The organism is Streptomyces sp. NPDC093591 (assembly GCF_044764885.1).
Taxonomy (GTDB): Bacteria; Actinomycetota; Actinomycetes; order Streptomycetales; family Streptomycetaceae; genus Streptomyces.
Genome location: NZ_JBIWIY010000005.1, coordinates 43,425 through 64,377 on the forward strand (window position 1 = coordinate 43,425; position 20,953 = coordinate 64,377).

Sequence of the window (20,953 nt, forward strand, 5' to 3'; positions counted from 1 at the left end):
GTGATCCTGGTCATGGTCCTCGTGGGGGTACCGCTCCGCCTCGTTCACACCGCACCCCCGTAGCCGGGCGGTGCCCCCGGGGCGGCTCCCGCGTCGTGGGCCGTGGACAGCAGCTGCAGGCCCAGGCGGAGGCGGCGGCGGGCCTCGTCCTCGGTGACGCCGAGGTCGGCGGCGGTCTGGCGGTAGTCACGGCGCTGGAAGTAGGCCAGCTCCAGTGCGGCGCGCAGCGGGACGGGCATGGACTGGACGATGTAGTCGGCGCGGGCGGCGACCGAGGCGTGGCGCACCTTGCGCTCCAGCTCGGCGGTGCAGCCCTGGCCGGCCCGGACGAGGGCGGCGGTCTCGGTGTCGCGCAGCCGCTGCACGGCGAGGCGGTGGGTCAGCGTGGCGACCCAGGAACGCAGCGGCTCCTGCTTGGGGTCGTAGGTGTCCGAGTGCTCCCAGACGTGCGCGAAGACGTCGCGGGTGACGCGGTCGGCAGCGCGCTCGTCGCCCAGCACGGTGTGGGCGAGGCCGTGCACGAGCGAGGCGAACCGGTCGTAGAGCTCGCCGAGGGCGGCCGCCTCGCCACGGGCGAGCCGCTGCTGCATCTTGCGGTCCCAGCGGGGCGGTGCGTCCTTCTTCGCCATGCGGCCCCCCTCACCGGTCCGTCCGTCCCTGTCCAGCGTGCGTCCACCTTCTCCCCGAATGTAGTCGGCACGTCTGACAGCGCACGCCCCTTTGTCGCATTGTGCGCCCCTCGGCGAGCAGTGGGTGGTAGTGGACGTTGTTCTGTCTGTTCTGTCCGTCCCGTCCGGTCGGCCTTGCAGTCGCTCGGTTACCCGGCCATCGTGCGATCGGAACCGATCGAACAGGATCGAATGCGATTGAAACAAGCCTCTTCTGATCGGTGACCGTTTTCGGGAGGGTGTTTCAGGGAACAGCCGCTGGGCAGCCGCGCTGCAAGGAAGCGTAGGTGTCGCTTCCGTTTCGGCCGGCGAGGGGCGTGGTGGTGACGTTGAAAGTGACCGGTGGCGAGCGAGGCGACTGGGCTGTGCTCCAGGTGTCCGGCGAGCTGGATCTGGTGACCTCGCCGGTGATGCGCCAGCACATCCATGACGTGGTGGCCGAGGGGCGCCACAGCCTCGTGCTCGACCTCTCCGAGGTCATGTTCTGCGACTCCAGCGGCGTCGGCGTCCTCATCGCCGCCCGCCGCCTGATCCGCTCCTGCCAGGGCAGCCTGCGGCTGATACTGCCGGCGCAGGGCGCGGCGGACGGGTCGCACGTCAACCGGGTCCTGGGCGCACTGGGCGTGCGCAGGCTCTTCGAGGTCTACCCGGACGTCACGGCGGCGGTCGCGGACGACGCCCGGCCGCTGTCGGCCTGACGGTTCCGGTCCGGCCGTTCGGCCTGACGGCTCCCGATCCCGACCGCGGCGACACCACACGCGAAGTGCCCCACCGAAGTGCCACACCGTTGTCCCGAAATTCCCCCGGTCTTGGCACAACCGCCGCTTTCGGGCGCCCGGACGCCCCCCGGCGTCGTACGCTCCGTGCGAGATGCACCCCACGTGACGTAAGGCGGCCCGATAAGACATGGTCAGCAGCGAGTACGAGCGCAGGATCGCCGCCCGGTTCGCCACCTTCGACCAGGACGGCAACGGCTACATCGACCGGGAGGACTTCAGCGCGGCGGCCAAGGCGCTGCTCGCGGAGTTCGGCACCACGGCCCGCTCCGACAAGGGCCAGGCCCTGTACATCGGCGCGGAGGCGTTCTGGCAGGGCATGGCCGGGATCGCGGACCGGGACGGCGACCAGCGCATCACCCGCGAGGAGTTCGTGAACGGCGCGGTCAAGCGGCTGCGTGACAACCCGGACCGGTTCGCCGAGATCGCCCGCCCCTTCCTGCACGCCGCCCTCGCCGTGGCCGACCCCGACGGCGACGGATCCGCCACCGTCGCCGACACCGCGCGCGTGCTCGTCTGCCTCGGCGTACAGCGGGACGTCGCCCAGGCGGCCGCCGGCACGCTCGACGCGGACAGCGACGGCAAGGTGGCCGAGAGCGAGATCGTCACCGCGTTCGCCCGCTACTTCACCGTGCCCGAGTGAGACCGGCACCCCGGCCCCCTACGCCCCCGAGAAGCGCTCCCTGAGCTTGTACTTGAGCACCTTCCGCAGGGTGTCGTTGCGCGGAAGGGCGTCCACCACCTCCAGCTGCTCGGGCAGCTTGTGCGTCGACAGCCCTTCCCCGCGCAGATACGACGTCAGCGCCGCCAGGGTCGGCTCCTCCGCGCCCGCCGGCAGTTCCACGACCGCGCAGACCCGCTCCCCGCGCTCCGCGTCCGGCAGCCCGATCACCGCCACGTCGCCGACCGCGGGATGCCGGTGCAGCAGGTCCTCGATCTCCTTCGCCGAGATGTTCTCGCCCTTGCGGATGATCACGTCCTTCAGGCGGCCGGTCAGCACCAGATGCCCGCTGTCCGTCAGATGGCCGAGGTCACCGGTCCGCAGGAACCCGTCCTCGTCGAAGGCCCGCGCCGTCTGCGCCGGATCCAGATAGCCCCGGCACACCGCCTCCCCGCGCAGCCGCACCTCCCCGTCCACGATCCGGATCTCCATCTCCTCGGGCGGCCGTCCCTCGGTCGTCGCCAGGTTCTCCGCTGTGTCGTCCGGCGCCCCCATCGTGATCATCGGCACCTCGGTCATGCCGTATCCGTGGGTGAGCTGCACCCCCATCTCGCGGACCACGGCGTGATACAGCTCCGGCGGCTTCGGAGCCCCGCCCCCCGCCAGCAGCCGCAGCGAGGGGACGACCTTCCCGCCGCCCGGCTCCTTGCGCTGCTCGGCCAGGAACATCGAGTAGAAGGCCGTCGACCCGCCGGCGATCGTCACCCCGTGCTCGCGGTACGCCGCCAGCGCGTCCGGCAGCGCGAACTGCTCGAACATCACCGCCGGGAAGCCGTACAGCAGCAGCATCACCATGTAGTCCGGGCCGCCTATGTGGGCGTAGGGGAAGGCGATCGACCCCACGTCGTCGGCGGTCGGGCGCAGCGCATGTGCCAGGCAGGAGCCGCCCGCGATCAGTGAGCGGTCGGTGTGCAGGACGCCCTTGGGGTCGGACGTCGTCCCCGAGGTCCAGTAGATCCAGCGCACCGAGGTGCCCTCGGAGGGCGGTGGGGGCAGGACCGACGGATCGCCGTCGGGCAGGCTGTCGTACGCCTCGAAGACCCCCTTCGCACCCAGTCGCCGCGCCATCTCCGCGTGGTCGAAGCCCCGCCACTCGCCCGGCACCGCGAAGTACTCCGCCTTCGACTCGCGCAGCGCGAAGCCGACTTCGCGGTCCCGGTAGAACGGGATGACCGGCGACTGCACGGCGCCCAGGCGGGCCAGCGCGAAGGACAGCAGGGCTGTCTCGATGCGGGTGGGCAGCTGCCAGGCGACGACCGTCCCGGGGCGTACGCCCATGTCGTACAGGCCGGCCGCCACGCGCTCGGCACGCGCGCGTAGGTCGCCGAAGGACAGGGAGCGCTCGTTCTGGAGGAGGACGGGACGGTCGGGGGTCCGGTCGGCCCGGCCGGCGACCAGGTCCCAGAGGGTGCGCGCGGAACTCAGGGCGTGAGCGGTGTCGTTCATGACGGCCCCCTGCCACCGAAGAGACATAGCTGACGGTCTGTCAGATCGTGGGCAGAGCGTAGGCCTCGCCGCCTTGTCGGTCCAGGGGTGCGGGACTTAGCCTTCCCGCAGAGCGGTATCTGACGGCACATCAGATATGGAGTGGCCGCACATGGACCTCGCCCACACACCGGAAGAGGACGAGTTCCGCGCCCGGCTGAGGAAGTGGCTGGCCGAGGTGCTGCCCACGCTCCCGCCGAAGCCCTCCCCGGACGACTGGCCGGGGCGCCGCGCCTACGACCTCGGCTGGCAGCGCAGGCTGTACGACGCCGGGTACGCCGACGTCCACTGGGACGCCTCCCCGACCATGCGGCTGATCTTCCTGGAGGAGACCGAGAAAGCGGGCGCGCCCTATGTGGGCGCGGGCTTCGTCGGACTGCTCCACGCGGGGCCGACCATCGCAGCCGAGGGAAGCGCCGAGCAGCGGGCGCGCTGGCTGCCGCCGATCCTGCGCGGGGAGGAGGTCTGGTGCCAGGGCTTCAGCGAACCGGACGCCGGATCCGACCTCGCGGCACTGCGCACGCGCGCGCGTAGGGACGGCGACGACTATGTGGTGAGCGGGTCCAAGATCTGGACCTCCCATGCCGAAGTGGCCGACTGGTGCGAGCTGTTGGTGCGGACGGATCCGGCGGCGGCGAAACACCGGGGCATCACCTGGCTCGCGATGCCCATGGACGCGCCGGGCATCACCGTACGGCCGCTGAAGACCCTTGCCGGGTCCGCCGAGTTCGCCGAGGTGTTCCTCGACGAGGTGCGGGTGCCGGTCGCCAACCGGGTCGGGGACGAGAACGACGGTTGGCGCGTGACGATGGTGACCCTGTCCTTCGAGCGCGGTACGGCCTTCGTGGGCGAGGTCGTCGCCTGCCGGCGCGTGCTGCGCGAACTCGCCGCTGCGGCGCGCGAGAACGGGCGCTGGGACGATCCGGTGCTGCGGCGACGGCTGGGACGGCTGAACGCCGAGTTCCGGGCGCTGTGGCGGCTGACGCAGTGGAACGTGAGCGAGGCGGAGCGGTCGGGCGGGGTGCCGGGGGTCGGGGGTTCGGTTTTCAAACTGAGGTATTCGCACGCCCGCCAGGAGCTCTACGACGCCGCAGCCGACGTACTGGGGCCGGCGGCGCTGGACCTGGACCGGCCGTGGGTGCTCGACCGGCTGTCCTCGCTGTCGTACACCATCGCGGCCGGCACCTCGCAGATCCAGCGGAACATCGTGGCCGAGCGGATCCTCGGGCTGCCGAAGGGGCGGTGACGGATGCGTTTCCAACTGACCGAGGACCAGCGGGCGTTGCGGGACGGAGTGCGGAAGCTGCTGGCGCGGCGCTTCGGCCGGGACGCCCTGCGGGCAGCCGTCGACGAGCCCGGCCGCCTGGACCGGGCGCTGTGGCGGGAGCTCGGCACGGCAGGGTTCTTCGCGCTACGGCTGCCGGAGGCGCAGGGTGGGGTCGGACTCGGGCTGCCCGAGGCGGTGTTGGCCTTCGAGGAGGCGGGGCGCGTGCTGCTGCCCGGGCCCTTGGTGGCCACCCATCTCGCGGCGGGGGAGGTGCCGGGCGCGGCCACCGGGGAGGCGGTCGTGGCGGACGTCGGCGGATACGGCCTGGTGGAGTGGCTCACCGAGGCGGACGTCGTACGGGGGGACGCGGCGGCGGCCGTACCGCTGCGGTCGGTCGATCCGCTGACGCCCCTCCATCGGGTTCCCGCGGCCCGTGACGTGGACCCCGTGGCCGTACTCCTGACCGCCGCCGAGCAACTCGGCAGCGCCACGCGCGCGTGCGAGCTGGCCGTGCAACACGCCCGGGCCCGCGAGCAGTTCGGGCAGCCGATCGGCGGTTTCCAGGCGGTGAAACATCTGTGCGCGGACATGCTGGTGCGGACCGAGACGGCCCGCGCCGCCGTCTACGCCGCGGCCGTCACCGCCGGTCAGGCCGACATCGACACCGCCCGGCTGCTCGCCGACGAGGCCGCCGTGCGGGGCGCCCGCGACTGTCTTCAGGTGCACGGCGGCATGGGATTCACCTGGGAGTTCGAGGTTCATCTGCATCTCAAGCGCGCATGGGTGCGGACGTACCGTGCGGGTGGCGCTACGGAGAGTGAGGAGTGTCTGGCCGCCGAGCTGCTCGCACAGTCGAGCTAAGACGGCCTGGTCTGCGGCATCGCCGAGGGTGCCGGTATGGATGTCGCGGATTGTGGCATACCGGAATTACGGAGCGTTGATATCGGGTTGTGTCCTACGCGTGACTCGTCACGGCCTGGAGTCGACTGCCCGCTCCGGTACCTTGTGTGAGATGCGAGTGGTTCCGAGCACGAGCCATGCCGGAGTTGCCCTTGAGGCGGCGCCGGATCCGGCGGTGCGCGCCAGTGCTCGCAGGGCGGGAGGGCTCTCCGCCCCCGCCTGTTCGACTCCCCGCAACAAGCGTCGCACAGTATGCCGCAGGGGTACTCCTTCGCGCTGGAATATGCCCGAAGCGCTTGTTGGGGTGACTGTACGTCAACCATGCTGTCAGCTAAGGGATTCACGTTCCGTGACCCTGGCTTTGGCCATTGTTCTGGCCATGAAAAGAATGGCTAGGATCGTGGCCCTCGTGAGGCGCGGGGTCAAGTGTCCGCCGGTTCGGATGGTGTGAGCGGTGCAGGTGCTTCAAGTGCAGCTGGAGATCCGGCCCGACCCCGCTGAAGTGGGGCGGGCCCGGCGGTGGGCCCGCTCGCGGCTTGCCGGGTCGGGGATAGAGGCCGACGAACCGCTCGCCGAGACGCTGATCCTGCTCGTCTCCGAACTGGTCACCAACGCCGTGGTGCACACCGGTTGCCCGGCCGTGCTGCGTCTGTCCCTGCCGGGCGTGGCCCAGGAGTCCGCCACCGTACGGCTGGAGGTGGCCGACCGCAGCGACCGCGCGCCCGTGCCCCGGTGCGCCGACGGCGACGCGACCGGGGGGCGGGGCCTCGCGCTCGTCGACGGTCTCGCGGACCGGTGGGGCTGGAGCTGTGAGGGCGCCGGCAAGCGGATCTGGTGTGAACTGGACCGCGAAGCGGAGTCCAGGGGTCCCTCTTCCGCCTACGGGAGCGGGGCGTCGGCGTATGAGGGGCTCGCGTACGAAGCGGTGTGACGGGCGCACGCCCTGCCAACTGCGCGGGGTTCGGTGCATGGTTGCAGAAAGCGCTGTCGCCCCTGTCCTCGTGGGTGTTGGTGCGCCCGGGCGTGCTTCCGTGCGCGGCTTCTGTAAATGGGGCGTAAGTAACAAATCCCCGAGTGGGTGTTGACGCCGAGTGTCCGGTTGATCACGCTTGTGGTCAGCGATTCGCCGCGAGGGGACGACGAGGGTTTCGGTGACGGAGGCCCTCGCCGAGTGTGGGTCGTGATTCGGCGTCGGTTCTCTCAGGGCCCGGAGAGCTGGGGCGGGTACGCCGGAGTCGGATGGCGGCGCGCGGTGCCGTGCTCGGGGCGATCACTGCCGCGCCGCCAGCCGACCTCGTTCAGAGCACGGCCACGGGTGCCACGGGAGTTCCCGTAGCGCCGACGAAGGGCTCGGGCATCGCCGACAGCAGGAACGTGTAGCGACCCTCTTGTCCACAGGCTGTGGACAACTCTTCGAGATTCCAGTTCTGGCCCTGGAGCATCCCCATCTCCACCAGGTGGAGCGCGTGCACGGGCAGCCACAGGTCCTCGACCTCGGGCGGAAAGATCTCAAATGTGAGGGTGTCGTTCGCGACGGCCGCCACATCGCGCGCGTGGAACCACTCCGGCGTACGGATCGACAGACCCGGCGAGGGATAGCCGTACCCGTGCTTGTCGCCGGCGAGACAGACCTGCATCTGCCCCGTCCGTACGAGCACGATGTCGCCGGCACGCACGCGTGTGCCCGCGAGTTCCTCCGCCGCCTCCAGGTCCTCCGGGGTGACCGCGTGCCCGCCGTCGAGCCGGGCCACGCCACGCGCGCGTGCCACGTCCAGCAGCACGCCCCGCGAGACGATGTGCCGCGCCTTGTCGATGCCGCTGAACTCGGCGCCGCCGTGCGGGGTGATGGTGCCGGCGGGGCGGCCGTTGTAGATCCGGCCCGAGTGGGAGACATGGATGAGCGCGTCCCAGTGGGTCGCGGCCTGCAGCCCCATGGTCACGGCGTCGTCGCTGCACGCGACGGTTCCCGGGCCGAAGATCTCCTGGTTGATCTGCACCATGGCGTGCAGCGGGTTGACGCGGCCCGGGATCATGCCGGTCTGTATGCCGTCCTGTCGCAGGGGAAGGGCGAGGGGGATCCGGCGGCCGGTGCGGACGCAGGCGGCCGCCTCGCGGACCACCTCGTCGGTGATGAGGTTGAGGGTGCCGATCTCGTCGTCGGCTCCCCAACGCCCCCAGTTGTTCACGCGCTTGGCGATCTCGTGGAACTCCTCCGGCAGTGACATGAGTCCTCCCCGGGGCTTGTCTCCGCGTATCTGACGGGTCGTAGAATCGAGTCGAATCTAACGGACCGTCAGAAACTGCGGGAAGGGGCCGGGGCATGGGGAACTTCTTGGCAGGCAAGGTCGTCGCCGTGACGGGCGCTGGGCGGGGCATCGGGCGGGCGGTGGCCCTGGCGGCCGCGGCCGAGGGAGCGCGGGTGGTCGTCAACGACTACGGGGTGTCCGTGGACGGGGTCTCGCCCACGAGTGAGGTCGCCGAAGGTGTCGTCAAGGAGATCGAGGCGGCGGGCGGGGAGGCCGTTGCCGTGGCCGACGACGTGTCCACCATGGCCGGTGGACAGCGGGTCGTGGACACGGCGATGTCGGCCTACGGGCGGCTCGACGGGGCCGTGTGCGTCGCCGGGATCCTGCGCGAGCGGATGCTGTTCAACATGACCGAGGAGGAGTGGGACCCGGTCGTCGCCACGCATCTGAAGGGAACCTTCACGGTGTTCCGGGCCGCGTCGGCGGTGATGCGCGAGCAGCGGGCGGGGACCTTGATCGGGTTCACCAGCGGCAATCACCAGGGGTCGGTGTCGCAGGCGAACTACAGCGCGGCGAAGGGCGGGGTCATCTCGCTGGTGCGCAGCGCCGCGCTGGGCCTGCACCGGTACGGGGTGACCGCCAACGCGGTGGCGCCCGTCGCCCGTACGCGGATGTCGGCGGGGGTTCCCACGGAGTTGGCGGAGATGGGGGAGCCGGAGGACGTCGCCGCCTTGGTGGTCTACCTGCTGTCGGATCCCGCTCGGGAGCAGGGGGTCACGGGGCAGGTGTACACGGTCGCGGGGGCGAGGATCGCGGTGTGGGCGCAGCCGCGGGAGCTGCGCTCGGCGTACGCCTCCGGCGGGTGGACGCCGGAGCGGATCGCGGAGGTGCTGCCGGGGTCGGTGGGGGTGGATCCGATGCCGATGCTGGAGCGGGTGGAGGCGATGCGGAGGGCTGCCGCCGAGAGGGCGCGGCCTAACGCCTAAGAGCTCGGGGGCGGGGATTGGCTGGCGGCTGCGGGTTGTCTGTGGCTGGTCCCGCAGTTCCTCGCGCCCCTTGAAAACAGGGCGTTGTCCATGCTCGGAGATTATGAGGAGATCCGTATGGACTTCGGGTTTGCGCCTGAGGACGAGGCGTTTCGTGTGGAAGCTCGGGCGTGGCTTGATGGGCATGCCAAGGACGCGCAGGATCGGCGCACGTGGGAACGCACCCTTGGCAAGGCCGGGTGGATCGGGCTTGGTTGGGGTGAGCCCGGTTACGGCAATCGGACCGCCACGCTCACCCAGCAGGTCGCCTGGGCCGAGGAGTACGCCCGGTCGGCCGCGCCTGCGCGATCGGGGCACATCGGGGAGAACCTTCTGGCGCCTACCCTCATCGCCCACGGCACCGAGGAGCAGAAGAGCCGGTTCCTTCCGCCGATCGCCGCTGGGGACGAGCTCTGGTGCCAGGGGTACAGCGAACCCGGTGCGGGGTCCGACCTCGCAGGGGTTCGTACCAGAGCCGAACGCGCCCCGGACGGGACGTACCGCGTCACCGGGCAGAAGATCTGGACCTCTCTCGCCCACGAGGCCGACTGGTGCTTCGTGCTGGCCCGTACCGAGCCGGACTCCCGGCGCCATCACGGCCTCAGCCTTCTGCTCGTCCCCATGGACCAGCCGGGTCGCGTCGAAGTCCGGCCCATCCGTCAGATGACCGGCACGAGCGACTTCAACGAGGTCTTCTTCGACGGTGCGCACGCGCGCGTGGAGCACGTCGTCGGAGGTGAGGGCGCGGGATGGAAGGTGGCGATGAGCCTGCTCGGGTTCGAGCGGGGCGTGTCGACGCTCGCCCAGCAGGTCGGGTTCGCCGCTGAGCTGGGGCGGGTGGTGCGGGCGGCCGTCGAGTCGGGGGCGGTCGGGGATCCCGTCGTGCGGGAGCGGCTGGTGCGGCAGTGGGCCGAGCTGCGGGTGATGCGCTGGAACGCGTTGCGCACGCTCGGCAGGGCCGGGGACGCGGGGGCGCCCAGTGTGGCCAAATTGCTCTGGGGCGGTTGGCATCAGCGGCTCGGGGAGCTGGCGATGCAGGTGCGGGGGGCGGCGGCGGGAGTCGGGCCCGGGGCATGGTCGCCTTCGACGCCGTACGAACTCGACGAGGCGCAGCATCTGTTCCTGTTCTCCCGCGCCGACACCATCTACGGCGGGTCGGACGAGGTCCAGCGCACGATCATCGCCGAGCGGGTGCTCGGGCTGCCAAGGGAACCCAAGGGGGTTGCGTGATGCGCGGCGTGGTGTTCGACGGCAAGCGGGTCGAGGTCTTGTACGACCTCGAGGTGCGGGACCCGGGGCCGGGCGAGGTGCTGGTCGCGGTCTCGGCCGCGGGGCTGTGCCACAGCGATCTGTCCGTGGTGGACGGGACCATACCTTTTCCCGTTCCTGTGGTGCTGGGCCATGAAGGGGCCGGCGTGGTGGAAGCGGTGGGTGTGGGGGTCACCCATGTCGTGCCGGGAGACCATGTGGCCCTGTCCACACTCGCCAACTGCGGGACGTGCGCCGAGTGCGACCGAGGCCGGCCGACCATGTGCCGGCACGCCATAGGGCGGCCCGGCCGGCCGTTCGAGCGCGGAGGGCGGCCCCTCTTCCAGTTCGCGTCCAACTCCGCCTTCGCGGAACGGACCGTGGTGAAGGCCGTGCAGGCGGTGCGCATTCCGAAGGACATTCCCCTGACCTCGGCCGCGCTCATCGGGTGCGGGGTGCTGACCGGGGTGGGCGCCGTGCTCAACCGGGCGAAGGTGGACCGTGGGGACAGCGTGGTCGTGATCGGTGCCGGCGGTATCGGTCTCAACGTCGTTCAGGGGGCCCGGATCGCGGGGGCGCTGCGGATCGTCGCCGTGGACGCGAACCCGGCGAAGGAGGCGGTGGCGCGGCAGTTCGGGGCGACCGACTTCCTGACGTCGGTGGAGGGGGTGCGGGAACTGTTGCCCGCGGGGGCGGACCACGCCTTCGAGTGCGTGGGGCGGGTGGAGTTGATCCGGGCGGCCGTGGATCTGCTCGACCGGCATGGGCAGGCGGTTCTGCTGGGGGTTCCGCCGGCCGGTGCCGAGGCCTCGTTCGTCGTGTCCTCCATGTACCTGGACAAGTCGATCCTGGGGTGCCGGTACGGGTCGTCGAGGCCACAGCGGGACATCGCGCTGTACGCCGAGTTGTATCGGGGCGGGCGGCTGCTGCTGGACGAGCTGGTGACGCAGACGTATCCGGTCGAGGAGTTCGAGAGGGCGGCGGCGGACGCGGAGGCGGGGAAGGTGGCTCGGGCGGTGCTCACCTTTTGAGGGCGCCCTTGGGTTGCGCGGGCTTTGGCGGCAGCGGTGGCTCGGCTTCTGCGGGGTTTTGGCGGTAGCGGTGGCTCGGCTTCTGCGGGGTTTTGGCGGTAGAGGTAGCTCGGCTTCTGCGGGTTCTCGGCCTCAGAGATCCCTCGGCTTCGTGGGGGTCCTCGGCTTCCGAGGTTTCTCGGCCTTTGAGGCTCCGCGGCATTTGAGACTCCGCGGACGCTGAGGCTCCGCGGGCTCCGAGGCTCCTCCTGGCCGTTTTCCACAGGCCCGGAAATGTGCTGCCGTGGTGTCAGTGGCGGCGCCTACCGTCGTCTCCATGACCTATCGAGACGTCGCCTCCAGGCAGGTCCTGATCTGGGCCTGCACCGCCGTCGCCTCTCGTATGCCGGTCGCCATGGCGCCGTTGGCCCTGGTGTTCCTGGTGCGGGAGCGGCCCGGTGGCTACACCCTGGGTGCGACGCTCGCGGCGGCCTATGTGCTGGGCGAGATCATCGCCGCCCCGGTCCTCGGGATGCGGCTGGACCCGGCGCGCGGCCGGCGTCATCTGGCCGTCGGGCTCGTGGGCGGGACGGTGGGGTTCGCGGGACTCGGGGTGCTGGCCGGGGCGCACCCCGTGGTGCTGGGGGCGTTCGCCTTCCTGGCCGGTGGGGCGCCGGCCGCGGCCGCCGGCGGTCAGCGGGCGTTGCTGACCTCGCTGGTCCCGGAGCGTGCCGTGGCGCAGGCGCTGTCCGCCGAGTCGATGCTGATGTCGGGCGTGTGGGCCGTCTCGCCGGTCGCGGTCGCGGGCCTCGCCCTCGGGGTGGCGCCACGGGTGCCGTTGCTCCTCGCGGCCGCCCTGATGGCGTCGTCGATCGCGGGCCACTGGCTGCTGCCCGCCGGCTGGGGCAAGGGGGACCAGGACGGGGAGGCGGGCCGGGCGAGGATCCGCGTGCTGATACACGCCTGGCCGGTGTACGTCACGGGCGCTGCCAGCCTCACCCTGCTCGGCCTCGCCGAACTCACCCTGCCCGCCCTGCTCGAGCAGCGCGGCATCGGCGTGGGCTGGTCCGGCCCGATGCTGGCGGGCATGGCGACGGGGGCTGGGCTCGGGGCGTTCCTGTACGGCCTCCGGTCGTGGCCGGGGCGGCTCCGCGCGCGCAGTGTGGTGCTGATGTGCGGCATGTCGGCGTTCGTGACCCTCGCCGCGCTGATACCGGGGGCGGCCGGGATCGCGGGCACGCTCGTCCTGGCGGGCACGCTGCAGGCGGGCGCGCTGATCACCCGCAACCTCTCCCTGCGCGAGGCCCTGCCGCCGGGAGCCCTGGCCGCCGGTTACTCCGTGATGTACGCCGCCGCGGGGGCGGGCTACGCGGCGACGGGTTCCCTCGCGGGCGGCCTGCTCCAGGTGGTCGCGCCGTCCACGGCGATCCTGGCCGGCGTGGCGGTGACCTTGCTGCTGACGGCGCTCGGCTGGTGGGGAGAGGCTCGCCGGGACGTCTCAAGTGCCGTTGAAGACAGCGGCGTTGGGGCTGCCGCCCGCACGGAAGGTGCGCCGATAGCTGGTGGGTGTGACGCCCAGCGCGGCCTGTAGGTGCTGTCGCATCGACTGGGCGGTGCCGAAGCCGGCGTCCCGGGCGACCTGGTCGACGGACAGGTCGGTGGACTCCAGCAGGTGCCGGGCGCGTTCGACGCGCTGCTGGGTGAGCCACTGGCCGGGGCTGACGCCGACCTCCTCGCGGAAGCGGCGCGTGAAGGTCCGCACGGACATGGCCTCCTGCTCGGCCATGTCCCGCAACTGGATCGGCTCGTGGAGCCGGCCCAGGGCCCACGCGCGGGCCGACGTCGTGGACGCCTGCTGGGGGTCGGGGACCGGGCGGTGGATGTACTGGGCCTGGCCGCCGTCCCGGTGGGGCGGTACGACCGTGCGGCGGGCCACCTCGTTGGCGATCGCCGTCCCGTGGTCGCGGCGGACCATGTGCAGGCACAGGTCGATCCCGGCCGCGACCCCGGCCGAGGTCAGTATGTCGCCGTCGTCGATGAACAGGACGTCCGCGTCGACCTTGGTCCTCGGGAACAGCCGTTGGAAGCGCTCGGCGTCCGCCCAGTGAGTGGTGGCCGGGCGGCCGTCGAGGAGGCCGGCGGCGGCCAGGACGTATACGCCGGTGCAGATCGAGGCGAGCCGGGTCCCGGGGCGGATGTGGGCGAGTGCGGCGGCCAGTTGGTCGGTGAGGACGCCCTCCTCGAAGACCGGGCCGAGTTCGTACGACGCCGGGATGATCACGGTGTCGGCGGTGGCGAGGGCCTCCGGCCCGTGTTCGACCTGGATGGCGAAGTCGGCGTCGGTCTGCACGGGGCCCGGCGGCCGGATGGAACAGGTGATGACCTCGTACAGATGCCGTCCCTGGGCATCCTTGGGCCGGCCGAAGATGCGGTGCGGGATGCCCAGCTCGAAGGGGAGGGCGCCGTCGAGGGCGAGGACGACCGTGCGGTGCGGCCGGAAGTGGCGGTCCTTGGCCGCCGTGCCCTCGGTCTGCGTGTCCGGGGCCGCCGTGCCCTGTGTCGGCGTGTCCTGCGTCGGCGTGTCCGTAGCCGCCGGGCCTTGCGCCCGTGTGTTCGGGTTCGCCGCGTGCCCCGTCTTCGTGGCCGGGGCTTCCGTGTACTCGGTCTCCGCCTCCATGGCCCGATCCTAACGAATACTGTCCTTCGGGCCACTCGTTTCGGGCCGATCACAGGCCCGAAGCTCTATGTCGTGACCCAGACAACGAAGGCGGCAGCCACCGCAGAGGACATCCGGCCGATCAAGGGCTCCCGCATCCATCGGGCGTGGTTCGTCGCCGCCGTAGCCTTCGTGACGATCATCGGCGCCGCCGCGTTCCGTTCCGTGCCGGGGTTGCTCATCGACCCGCTGCACCAGGAGTTCGGCTGGTCCCGCGGCACCATCGGTGCCGCTGTCTCGATCAATCTGGCGCTGTACGGGCTCACCGCCCCCTTCGCCGCCGCCCTGATGGACCGCTTCGGCATCCGGCGCGTGGTCGCGGTCGCGCTCGTCATGATCGCGCTCGGCTCGGGCCTGACGGTGTGGATGACGGCGGCCTGGCAACTGCTGCTGTGCTGGGGCCTGTTGGTGGGCCTCGGCACCGGATCGATGGCGCTGGCCTTCGCCGCGACGGTCACCAACCGCTGGTTCACCGAGCGGCGTGGTCTGGTCACCGGCATCCTCACCGCCGCCTCGGCCTCCGGCCAGCTGATCTTCCTGCCCGTACTGGCCCTGATGGTCGATGCGGGCAACTGGCGCCCGGCCGCCGTCACGGTCGCCCTCGCGGCCCTCGTGGTGGTCCCGTTCGTCTGGCTGCTGCTGCGCGACCACCCGGCCGACGTGGGTGTGGCGCCGTACGGTGCGAAGGAGTTCGTGCCGAAGCCCGCCCCCATGCCGGGCGCCGCGCGCCGGGCGGTGACGGTGCTCTTCTCGGCGGCTCGCACCGGCCCCTTCTGGCTGCTGGCCGGCACCTTCGCGATCTGCGGTGCCTCCACCAACGGCCTCATCCAGACCCACTTCGTGCCCGCCGCCCACGACCACGGCATGCCCGTCCCGGCCGCCGCCTCACTGCTCGCGGTCATCGGCGTGTTCGACGTGATCGGCACGATCGCCTCCGGCTGGCTCACCGACCGCTTCGAGCCGCGCCGCCTGCTCGCGGTCTACTACGCCCTGCGCGGTGTCTCGCTGCTGTTCCTGCCGATGTTGCTCGTGACGGCGGGCGGGCAGTCGTTCCACCCGCCGATGATCTTCTTCATCGTCTTCTACGGCCTCGACTGGGTCGCCACCGTCCCGCCCACCGTCGCCCTGTGCCGGGAGCAGTACGGCGACGACAGCGCGATCGTCTTCGGCTGGGTCCTCGCCTCCCACCAGGTCGGCGCCGCGCTGGTGGCCTTCCTCGGCGGGGTCGTGCGGGACGTCTTCGGTGAGTACGACATGGTCTGGTACGCGTCGGGGGCCCTGTGCGCGGCGGCGGCGCTGATGGCACTGGTGATCCGGCGGCGGACGGCTCCTGTCGCGATGGCGTCCTAGGGTCCGTCTTCAAGCGGATCTTGCCCAGAGCAGGAACGACGCGAGTGTGACCGCCGCTTCGTAGGAGGTAGCGGTCTTTTCGTATCTGGTGGCGATGCCGCGAAAGGCTTTGAGCCGGTTGAAGCAGCGCTCGATGATGTTGCGCCGGCGGTAGGTATCCCGGTCGAATCCTGGTGGCCTGCCGCCGCGGCGGCCGCGGCCCAGCCGGTGCCGACGCTGGTCGATCTTCTCGGGGATGATGTGTGCGATGCCGCGTTTTCGCAGGTAGGCGCGGAAGCCCCGTGAGCTCTAGGCCTTGTCCGCGATGACTTGATCAGGCGTGCAGCGTGGTCGGCCCGGGCCGGTGCGAGGGACGCGGATCCGTTCCAGAAGAGGGCCTGCGCAGACGCTGTCGTGGCGTTGGCCGGGCGTCACGAGGATCGCAAGCGGGCCGCCCTTGCCGTCGCAGGCGAGGTGAATCTTGGTGGTCAGGCCTCCTCGGGATCGGCCGAGGGCGTGATCGTCCGGTTCGTCCTGCCGCTGCTGCCCCCTTTTTCTGCCGGTGCTTGCGGCGTGCTGGTGGGCGCGGACGATGGTGGAGTCGATCTGGACCAGCCAGTCGATGTCACCGGCCGCGTCAGCCTGGGCTTGGATCTGTTGCAAGGCTCGAGTGAACACGCCATCCAGCGCATACCGACGGAAGCGGGTGTAAACCGTCTTCCACGGGCCGTAGCGATCCGGCAGGTCACGCCAGGAGATGCCGGTCCGGATCTTGTAGACCATCCCATTGATGACCTGCCGGTCTTCCACACGAGGCCGGCCTGTCGCGGCCCGCGGTATCAGCGGAGCGAGTAACTCCCACTCCTGGTCAGTGAGTTCATGACGACGTCCCACCCCGCCGTGATCCACCACTCGGTGATCTTTGAAGACCGACCCTAGTGCAGCGCGCGGACCAAGCTGTTGTCTGGTTTCGCTCTCCTGATCTGCAGCATTCTCATCGTCATACTGTGCGCAATACTGGACGAGTACGAATGCAACCAGACGACCGCCGACTCCCACTGAGCTCACTGGGCCGACAGCCCCTCGGTCGCACCGCACCAGCAACCTCGAACGGCTCAACTACCGGCTCATCGCCTGACATCAGGAATGGCGCAGCAGTGTCGCTATAGGGGCCAGAGCCATGCCGGGACGGCTTGCAGACAGTCACTTGGCGGGGACCGTGGGGCTTTGCGGGACGACGAGCTGCAACCAGTCAGGGGTGAGGGCCCCGACCGGTGAGTGATCGGGGCCCTCGGATTGCCTCTCCTATCGACTGCTTCAGCTGCTCCAAGCGACCACCTCGGTCTCCAGGACCATCGGTCAGGTCCTGGAGACCCGCGTCATGCACGTCTCATTCGACGAGGTTGGCGATCTCGTCGACGACGTGGGGGCCGTAGCCGAAGGCGCTGCCAAGGGTTTCGAGGCGGGTGTAGATCTGTGGGGTCAGGGGCATCCGATAGCGCTGCATGGCGCGGAGCAGGAAGCGGAATGCCAGTTCGGAGCAGACGGTCTCGGCGCAGCGAACCAGGGCCGCTCGCATGTCGGGCAGGGGGATGGGGTCGTTGCCCTGCTGGTTGAGCAGGGCAACGAGGTCCACCACCTCTGCGGTGCGCTGCCGGTGTTCGGCTGCTGCTGGGCTGGTGCCGTCCGGTACGCACGCCGGGTAGGTGGCGCAGGAGGCGGGCGAGGCGCCGAGTGTCTGCGCGAACGGGACGACTACTGAGAGCAGCTCGTCCAGCCACGCCCGCTCCCGGCCGCGGATCTCCGGGGAGCCGCCGAGCGGCTGGTCCGTGGCACGCCACAGCACGTTGAGTTCCTCGCCTTGGAGGTGAGATTCCCGCAGCCGCAGGACGTCCTCGATGAGCAGCAGGAGGCCAGTAGGGTCACCCTCCGAGTCAGCCAGGTCACCGTCCAGGCCGTACCACCGGACGACGTGGTCCAGTTCGTTCTCGGCGTCGAGCATCCAGTCGCCGTGGTACGACGCTCCCAGAGCGGTGGCTCCGAAGTCGAAGGTCATGTCCTCGTGCTGTGCTGCGGGATCGTGCATGGTTCGGCTCCTTACTCCGGGTAGGCGGTCAGGACGTAGAAACCGCCGGGCTTGTGGCCCTTCTTCGCGACAAGGGTCACCTTGAAGCCATTACTCGTGGTCGAGCTGTAGTTGCCGAGGTGATCGACGCTGTCGCCGAGCGATCCGGTGCCGTATGTTCCTTTGAGGGTGAGTTGCTGCGGCTTGCCTGGCTTGCCCGCGTCCTGCACGAACTTCTGGATGCGGTCCTTGTTCTGGTCGACGAGCTGGTTCACGGCCTTTTGCGCGAGGTCCTGACTCGCCCACCGAGAGTTGGGGGTGGGTCGGCCGATCTTCCGCGTCTTCTCGATGGCCAGGTTGTGCATTTGCTGCCGGGTGACGTTGACGTGCTCGTCCAGGGTGTGGGCAACGCCCGGGAACATCCGCTCGGCGCGCGCCAGGTCGGTGCAGTTGTGGACCAGGACGTCCTGGTTGCCTGCGCGCACGTAGTAGCTGTCGATGCCACTGACGTCGAGGTCGTAGGTGTCCTGCCGGCCATGCGAGCGGCTGATGCCGCTGACCGTGGTCTCGGTGCCCTCGGAGGTGCGCAGCCGGTCGCCCACACGTATCTCGCCGGCCGGGACCCATGCCTGCCGTGCGGGCAGCCAGTACCGGTGGTTGTCGGTCGAGGTGACCGCGCTGTCGTGGCCATCCAATGTCAGGCGGACGAAGGTCTTGTCGGTGTACTGGGACGTGTACGGCGTGGACACCACCGGCCGGGGCAGCGTCAGTTCTGCGTCGCCCCCTGGATCGGTGGCCAGCACCTGATCACCGGCCCGCATTCCTTCGATCGGCTTGTACGAGCCGTCAGCGAGCAGCACCCGCGTGCCGGCCGGGAAGCTGTTGCACTGGAAGATGTCGTCGGTCTTGCGCGCTGCCAGGATGTCGTCCGGGAGGAGCTTGCCGCCGAGCTTGAGCCAGCGCATGACGGCCAGGGAGCCCAGCGCCCGGTCGAAGCCGCCGACGTGCTCACCGGTGGCCACGTCCTTACCCGTGACGGCCTCGACGATGCCCTTGCCGTCGCCGATGCCCGGCAGCAGGCCGAGCAGGATCGACATCCGGCGCTGCTGCTCGTCGGTGTCCAGGCCGGAGGAGCCGTCGCTCCAGGTCTTGCCGAGGTCGGAGAAGTCGAACTCGAAGGCAGGCACCTCGCGGAGTTTCTGCGCGGCCTTCTTGATATCGGGCACGGCCTTGTTCATGGCGTCCATGCCCTTGTTCGCGTCGCCGATGCCCGCATTCAGCGTGTCCATCCCCTGGTTGGCCTTGCTGATGCCGTGGTTCATTTCGCCCAGGGCCTGGTTGATGTCGTCCACCGCGGAGTTCATCTCGGCCAGTCCGCGATTCATCTGGGCGAAACCGGCGTTGATGTCGTCCAGTGCCTTGCCGATGTCGTCGAGGTCCTTGCGCAGCCCGCCGAACGCCTTCTTGAACTCCGGATCACCCACGAGCTGCGCGAGCCCGACCGTCAGCTTGATCAGGATCAGCGCGAACTCGATCATGACGAGGATGGTCTCGATGGTCTCGAGGACATCCTTGATCAGCTTGTCGATGTCGGTCTTGGCTCCGGTGGCCGCCGCGCGGATCTGCTGCTCGACCTTCTTGCGGTACTCCGGATCCGTGATCTTGGACGGATCCTCCTTGAAAGCGTCCGTGAGCTTCTTGAGCCCCGCGGCTTGCTTCTTCACCGTGCCGAAGTGCTCGACGGTGTCCTTATGCAGGTAGTGGATGCCATACGCGAACAGGCCGATACCCGCCCCGACCTTGAGCGCCTTGGTCGCGAACTCGCGGTAGCAGGCGGGCTTCTCCAGCAGCGGCTTCTTGTCGCAGCCGGACAGTGCGGCGGTTCCCTCGATGATGCCGGCGAGCCGGTCGGCATCGAGCCTGGCCTCGGCGGCACCGAGCTGTGTCTCGGCCCGGGCGAGCTGGACGCTCTGCGCAGCGAGCGCGCTGTCCTCACCCAGGCCCAGCGTGAAGGAAACGCTGAGGAGGGTGAGCAGAGTGACTATTTTCAATTTAAAGCGGTTCATAAACGCCCTGTGCCGGAGGGCACACATCCGCCGGTGGTCAGCCGACGGGCACCGCATGCCCCAATCCCCTATATTACCGATCGGTAGCATACGGGATGGGTTGAGTTTGAATCGCCACACGGGAGTGCTGACGAACCAGATGCTCAGGAATAGGGAGTTGCGGGCGGTGACCCGGCTGACCGAGGCGCTTGGAACCCGTTGCCGAGTTGCAGGCCGTTAGCCTGTCGCTAAGTCAGAGCGTGCCATGCCCGGTCGCACGGACGGCCTCATCACACTGGGTGCCACGGACGCTCTGTGGGTCGATCTGACGGCCGACAGCGCTGTGCCGACGGCTTCTGGGGCATTCACCCGCCCTCCTGCCCATGCCTGGGCGGGGTACGTCCTGCTCGGCGGCCAAGTGATGGCGACAGTGAAGACGAGCGGCAATCAGTGGAGTGTTGCGGAGGCCCGGGTGCGTCGGGGCGGCCGCGGAACTGAACGCGGTGGGGATGGATCGGCAGGACCTGGTCCGCATCGGTCCGTTCCGTGGGGCGCCGAGGCCGGAGTGCAGCGCACGAATCCGGTCAGGGTCGGCGCCCTCGGCGCCGCTCTGCCGCAAGGTCTGCACCGCCTACGAAGCGGCGGTCACACTCGCGCCGTTCCTGCTCTGGGCAAGATCCGTTTGAAGACGGACCCTAGTTGAGGTCCCGAGGACGCTTAGAGGAACCGCCCCTTGTGGAACAGCAGCGGCGCCTCGTCCCCCTCGCTCGCGCCCAGGGCTTCCACCCGGCCGACCACGATCAGATGGTCGCCCCCCGTGTGTACCGCGTGGATCGTGCAGTCGATCCACGCCAGCGTCCCCGCGAGGCGTGGGGAGCCGGTCACCGGGGCCGGGTCGTACGTGACCCCCGCGAACTTGTCCGCGCCGCTCACCGCGAAGGCGCGGCACAACTCGCCCTGGCCGGCGCTCAGGACGTTCACGCAGAAGACGCCCGCGCGGGCGATGCGCGGCCACGTCGTCGACGTACGGCCGACCATGAAGGCGACCAGGGGCGGGTCGAGGGAGAGGGAGGAGAAGGACTGGCAGGCGAAGCCGGCGGGTGCGGGGCCGGGGTCGGATGCAGGAGCGGGAGAGGGGCTGTGGGCTGGCGCTGGGGTTGGGGAGGGGGCCTGTGGCGCGTCGGTGGTGCCTGGTGACGTGACAACGGCCACGCCCGTCGCGAAGTTCCCCAGCACCCGACGGAACTCGGCCTGTCCGACCGGCGCCCGCTCGTCCTCGCCGACGCATCGCAGCGCCGGGCGCGGCAGCGCCTCCACGGGCGGTGCGTCGGCCGACCTGAGGTAGCGGACGGCGGCTGCCGCCATCCCTGCGTGTCCCATCACACCGACCATTGAAGCTGACGCTGTGTCAGATTGGAAGGGGTGTGCGGGCACGCGGAAAAGCCCTGCGTA

17 protein-coding genes and 1 pseudogene are annotated in these 20,953 nt (G+C 70.1%); 10 read left to right on the plus strand and 8 right to left on the minus strand.

Annotated elements, in window-relative coordinates; translation table 11 throughout:
* Nucleotides 1-44: 44 nt before the first annotated feature.
* Entirely contained in the window at nt 45-629 is a 585-nt protein-coding gene (locus ACIREI_RS12370; protein ID WP_403331018.1) for a sigma-70 family RNA polymerase sigma factor, read from the minus strand.
* Between the two features lie 356 nt (nt 630-985).
* Between ACIREI_RS12370 and ACIREI_RS12375 the strand changes: the two genes are divergently transcribed.
* On the plus strand, nt 986-1,366 hold the full coding sequence (locus ACIREI_RS12375) for an STAS domain-containing protein (protein WP_403331963.1): 381 nt from the start codon (nt 986-988) through the stop codon (nt 1,364-1,366).
* A 208-nt stretch (nt 1,367-1,574) separates the two neighbouring features.
* Nucleotides 1,575-2,087: an EF-hand domain-containing protein gene (locus tag ACIREI_RS12380; protein ID WP_301999813.1), complete on the plus strand. Its 513-nt coding sequence runs from the start codon at nt 1,575-1,577 to the stop codon at nt 2,085-2,087.
* A gap of 18 nt (nt 2,088-2,105) precedes the next feature.
* Here ACIREI_RS12380 and ACIREI_RS12385 read toward each other — a convergent pair whose 3' ends face one another.
* Nucleotides 2,106-3,611 carry a class I adenylate-forming enzyme family protein gene (locus ACIREI_RS12385; RefSeq protein ID WP_403331021.1) on the minus strand — a complete coding sequence of 502 codons (1,506 nt, stop codon included), beginning with the start codon at nt 3,609-3,611 and terminating at the stop codon, nt 2,106-2,108.
* Nucleotides 3,612-3,762: 151 nt separating this feature from the next.
* Between ACIREI_RS12385 and ACIREI_RS12390 the strand changes: the two genes are divergently transcribed.
* The 3 genes from ACIREI_RS12390 to ACIREI_RS12400 all read left to right on the plus strand — a co-directional run bounded on the left by ACIREI_RS12390 (nt 3,763) and on the right by ACIREI_RS12400 (nt 6,748).
* A complete protein-coding gene (locus ACIREI_RS12390) occupies nt 3,763-4,896 on the plus strand; it encodes an acyl-CoA dehydrogenase family protein (RefSeq protein WP_403331024.1) in 1,134 nt (377 codons plus the stop codon).
* A gap of 3 nt (nt 4,897-4,899) precedes the next feature.
* The gene (locus ACIREI_RS12395; RefSeq protein WP_403331026.1) at nt 4,900-5,778 is read left to right on the plus strand and encodes an acyl-CoA dehydrogenase family protein; all 879 of its coding nucleotides are present in this window, start codon (nt 4,900-4,902) and stop codon (nt 5,776-5,778) included.
* A gap of 493 nt (nt 5,779-6,271) precedes the next feature.
* Nucleotides 6,272-6,748 carry an ATP-binding protein gene (locus ACIREI_RS12400; RefSeq protein WP_403331029.1) on the plus strand — a complete coding sequence of 159 codons (477 nt, stop codon included), beginning with the start codon at nt 6,272-6,274 and terminating at the stop codon, nt 6,746-6,748.
* Between the two features lie 367 nt (nt 6,749-7,115).
* Here ACIREI_RS12400 and ACIREI_RS12405 read toward each other — a convergent pair whose 3' ends face one another.
* The gene (locus ACIREI_RS12405) at nt 7,116-8,042 is read right to left on the minus strand and encodes a cyclase family protein (protein WP_403331031.1); all 927 of its coding nucleotides are present in this window, start codon (nt 8,040-8,042) and stop codon (nt 7,116-7,118) included.
* Nucleotides 8,043-8,137: 95 nt separating this feature from the next.
* Here ACIREI_RS12405 and ACIREI_RS12410 point away from each other — a divergent pair, with 95 nt between their 5' ends.
* The 4 genes from ACIREI_RS12410 to ACIREI_RS12425 all read left to right on the plus strand — a co-directional run bounded on the left by ACIREI_RS12410 (nt 8,138) and on the right by ACIREI_RS12425 (nt 12,937).
* Nucleotides 8,138-9,049 carry an SDR family oxidoreductase gene (locus ACIREI_RS12410; protein WP_403331034.1) on the plus strand — a complete coding sequence of 304 codons (912 nt, stop codon included), beginning with the start codon at nt 8,138-8,140 and terminating at the stop codon, nt 9,047-9,049.
* Between the two features lie 117 nt (nt 9,050-9,166).
* Nucleotides 9,167-10,318, plus strand: coding sequence for an acyl-CoA dehydrogenase family protein (locus ACIREI_RS12415; protein WP_403331037.1), 1,152 nt, complete (start codon nt 9,167-9,169; stop codon nt 10,316-10,318).
* On the plus strand, nt 10,318-11,367 hold the full coding sequence (locus ACIREI_RS12420) for an alcohol dehydrogenase catalytic domain-containing protein (protein ID WP_403331039.1): 1,050 nt from the start codon (nt 10,318-10,320) through the stop codon (nt 11,365-11,367). Before ACIREI_RS12415 ends, ACIREI_RS12420 begins: the two co-directional genes overlap by 1 nt.
* A 316-nt stretch (nt 11,368-11,683) precedes the next feature.
* Entirely contained in the window at nt 11,684-12,937 is a 1,254-nt protein-coding gene (locus ACIREI_RS12425) for an MFS transporter (RefSeq protein ID WP_403331042.1), read from the plus strand.
* On the opposite strand, the gene ACIREI_RS12430 is transcribed toward ACIREI_RS12425, so the two are convergent.
* Nucleotides 12,845-14,023: a GlxA family transcriptional regulator gene (locus ACIREI_RS12430; protein WP_403331044.1), complete on the minus strand. Its 1,179-nt coding sequence runs from the start codon at nt 14,021-14,023 to the stop codon at nt 12,845-12,847. The genes ACIREI_RS12425 and ACIREI_RS12430 overlap by 93 nt on opposite strands.
* 72 nt (nt 14,024-14,095) lie before the next feature.
* Here ACIREI_RS12430 and ACIREI_RS12435 point away from each other — a divergent pair, with 72 nt between their 5' ends.
* Entirely contained in the window at nt 14,096-15,412 is a 1,317-nt protein-coding gene (locus ACIREI_RS12435; RefSeq protein WP_403331047.1) for an MFS transporter, read from the plus strand.
* Nucleotides 15,413-15,421: 9 nt separating this feature from the next.
* Here ACIREI_RS12435 and ACIREI_RS12440 read toward each other — a convergent pair.
* The 4 genes and pseudogenes from ACIREI_RS12440 to ACIREI_RS12455 form a co-directional block, all read right to left on the minus strand.
* Nucleotides 15,422-16,285 (minus strand): annotated as a pseudogene (locus ACIREI_RS12440) (IS5 family transposase).
* 496 nt (nt 16,286-16,781) lie between these two features.
* Complete coding sequence (locus ACIREI_RS12445) at nt 16,782-17,477, minus strand: hypothetical protein (RefSeq protein ID WP_403331050.1); 696 nt, start codon at nt 17,475-17,477, stop codon at nt 16,782-16,784.
* Between the two features lie 11 nt (nt 17,478-17,488).
* Nucleotides 17,489-19,522 carry an RNase A-like domain-containing protein gene (locus tag ACIREI_RS12450; protein WP_403331053.1) on the minus strand — a complete coding sequence of 678 codons (2,034 nt, stop codon included), beginning with the start codon at nt 19,520-19,522 and terminating at the stop codon, nt 17,489-17,491.
* A gap of 696 nt (nt 19,523-20,218) precedes the next feature.
* Nucleotides 20,219-20,866 (minus strand): flavin reductase family protein, encoded by a 648-nt coding sequence (locus ACIREI_RS12455; RefSeq protein WP_403331966.1) that lies wholly within the window; start codon nt 20,864-20,866, stop codon nt 20,219-20,221.
* Nucleotides 20,867-20,953: the final 87 nt, after the last annotated feature.

Bases quoted from the DNA above. Each gene is read 5' to 3' on its own strand.
- ACIREI_RS12395 (WP_403331026.1), top strand. From the start codon at position 4,900: ATGCGTTTCCAACTGACCGAGGACCAGCGGGCGTTGCGGGACGGAGTG.
- ACIREI_RS12425 (WP_403331042.1), top strand. From the start codon at position 11,684: ATGACCTATCGAGACGTCGCCTCCAGGCAGGTCCTGATCTGGGCCTGC.
- ACIREI_RS12370 (WP_403331018.1), bottom strand. From the start codon at position 629: ATGGCGAAGAAGGACGCACCGCCCCGCTGGGACCGCAAGATGCAGCAG.
- ACIREI_RS12385 (WP_403331021.1), bottom strand. From the start codon at position 3,611: ATGAACGACACCGCTCACGCCCTGAGTTCCGCGCGCACCCTCTGGGAC.
- ACIREI_RS12415 (WP_403331037.1), top strand. From the start codon at position 9,167: ATGGACTTCGGGTTTGCGCCTGAGGACGAGGCGTTTCGTGTGGAAGCT.
- ACIREI_RS12380 (WP_301999813.1), top strand. From the start codon at position 1,575: ATGGTCAGCAGCGAGTACGAGCGCAGGATCGCCGCCCGGTTCGCCACC.
- ACIREI_RS12410 (WP_403331034.1), top strand. From the start codon at position 8,138: ATGGGGAACTTCTTGGCAGGCAAGGTCGTCGCCGTGACGGGCGCTGGG.
- ACIREI_RS12445 (WP_403331050.1), bottom strand. From the start codon at position 17,477: ATGCACGATCCCGCAGCACAGCACGAGGACATGACCTTCGACTTCGGA.
- ACIREI_RS12420 (WP_403331039.1), top strand. From the start codon at position 10,318: ATGCGCGGCGTGGTGTTCGACGGCAAGCGGGTCGAGGTCTTGTACGAC.
- ACIREI_RS12430 (WP_403331044.1), bottom strand. From the start codon at position 14,023: ATGGAGGCGGAGACCGAGTACACGGAAGCCCCGGCCACGAAGACGGGG.
- ACIREI_RS12405 (WP_403331031.1), bottom strand. From the start codon at position 8,042: ATGTCACTGCCGGAGGAGTTCCACGAGATCGCCAAGCGCGTGAACAAC.
- ACIREI_RS12390 (WP_403331024.1), top strand. From the start codon at position 3,763: ATGGACCTCGCCCACACACCGGAAGAGGACGAGTTCCGCGCCCGGCTG.
- ACIREI_RS12450 (WP_403331053.1), bottom strand. From the start codon at position 19,522: ATGAACCGCTTTAAATTGAAAATAGTCACTCTGCTCACCCTCCTCAGC.
- ACIREI_RS12455 (WP_403331966.1), bottom strand. From the start codon at position 20,866: ATGGCGGCAGCCGCCGTCCGCTACCTCAGGTCGGCCGACGCACCGCCC.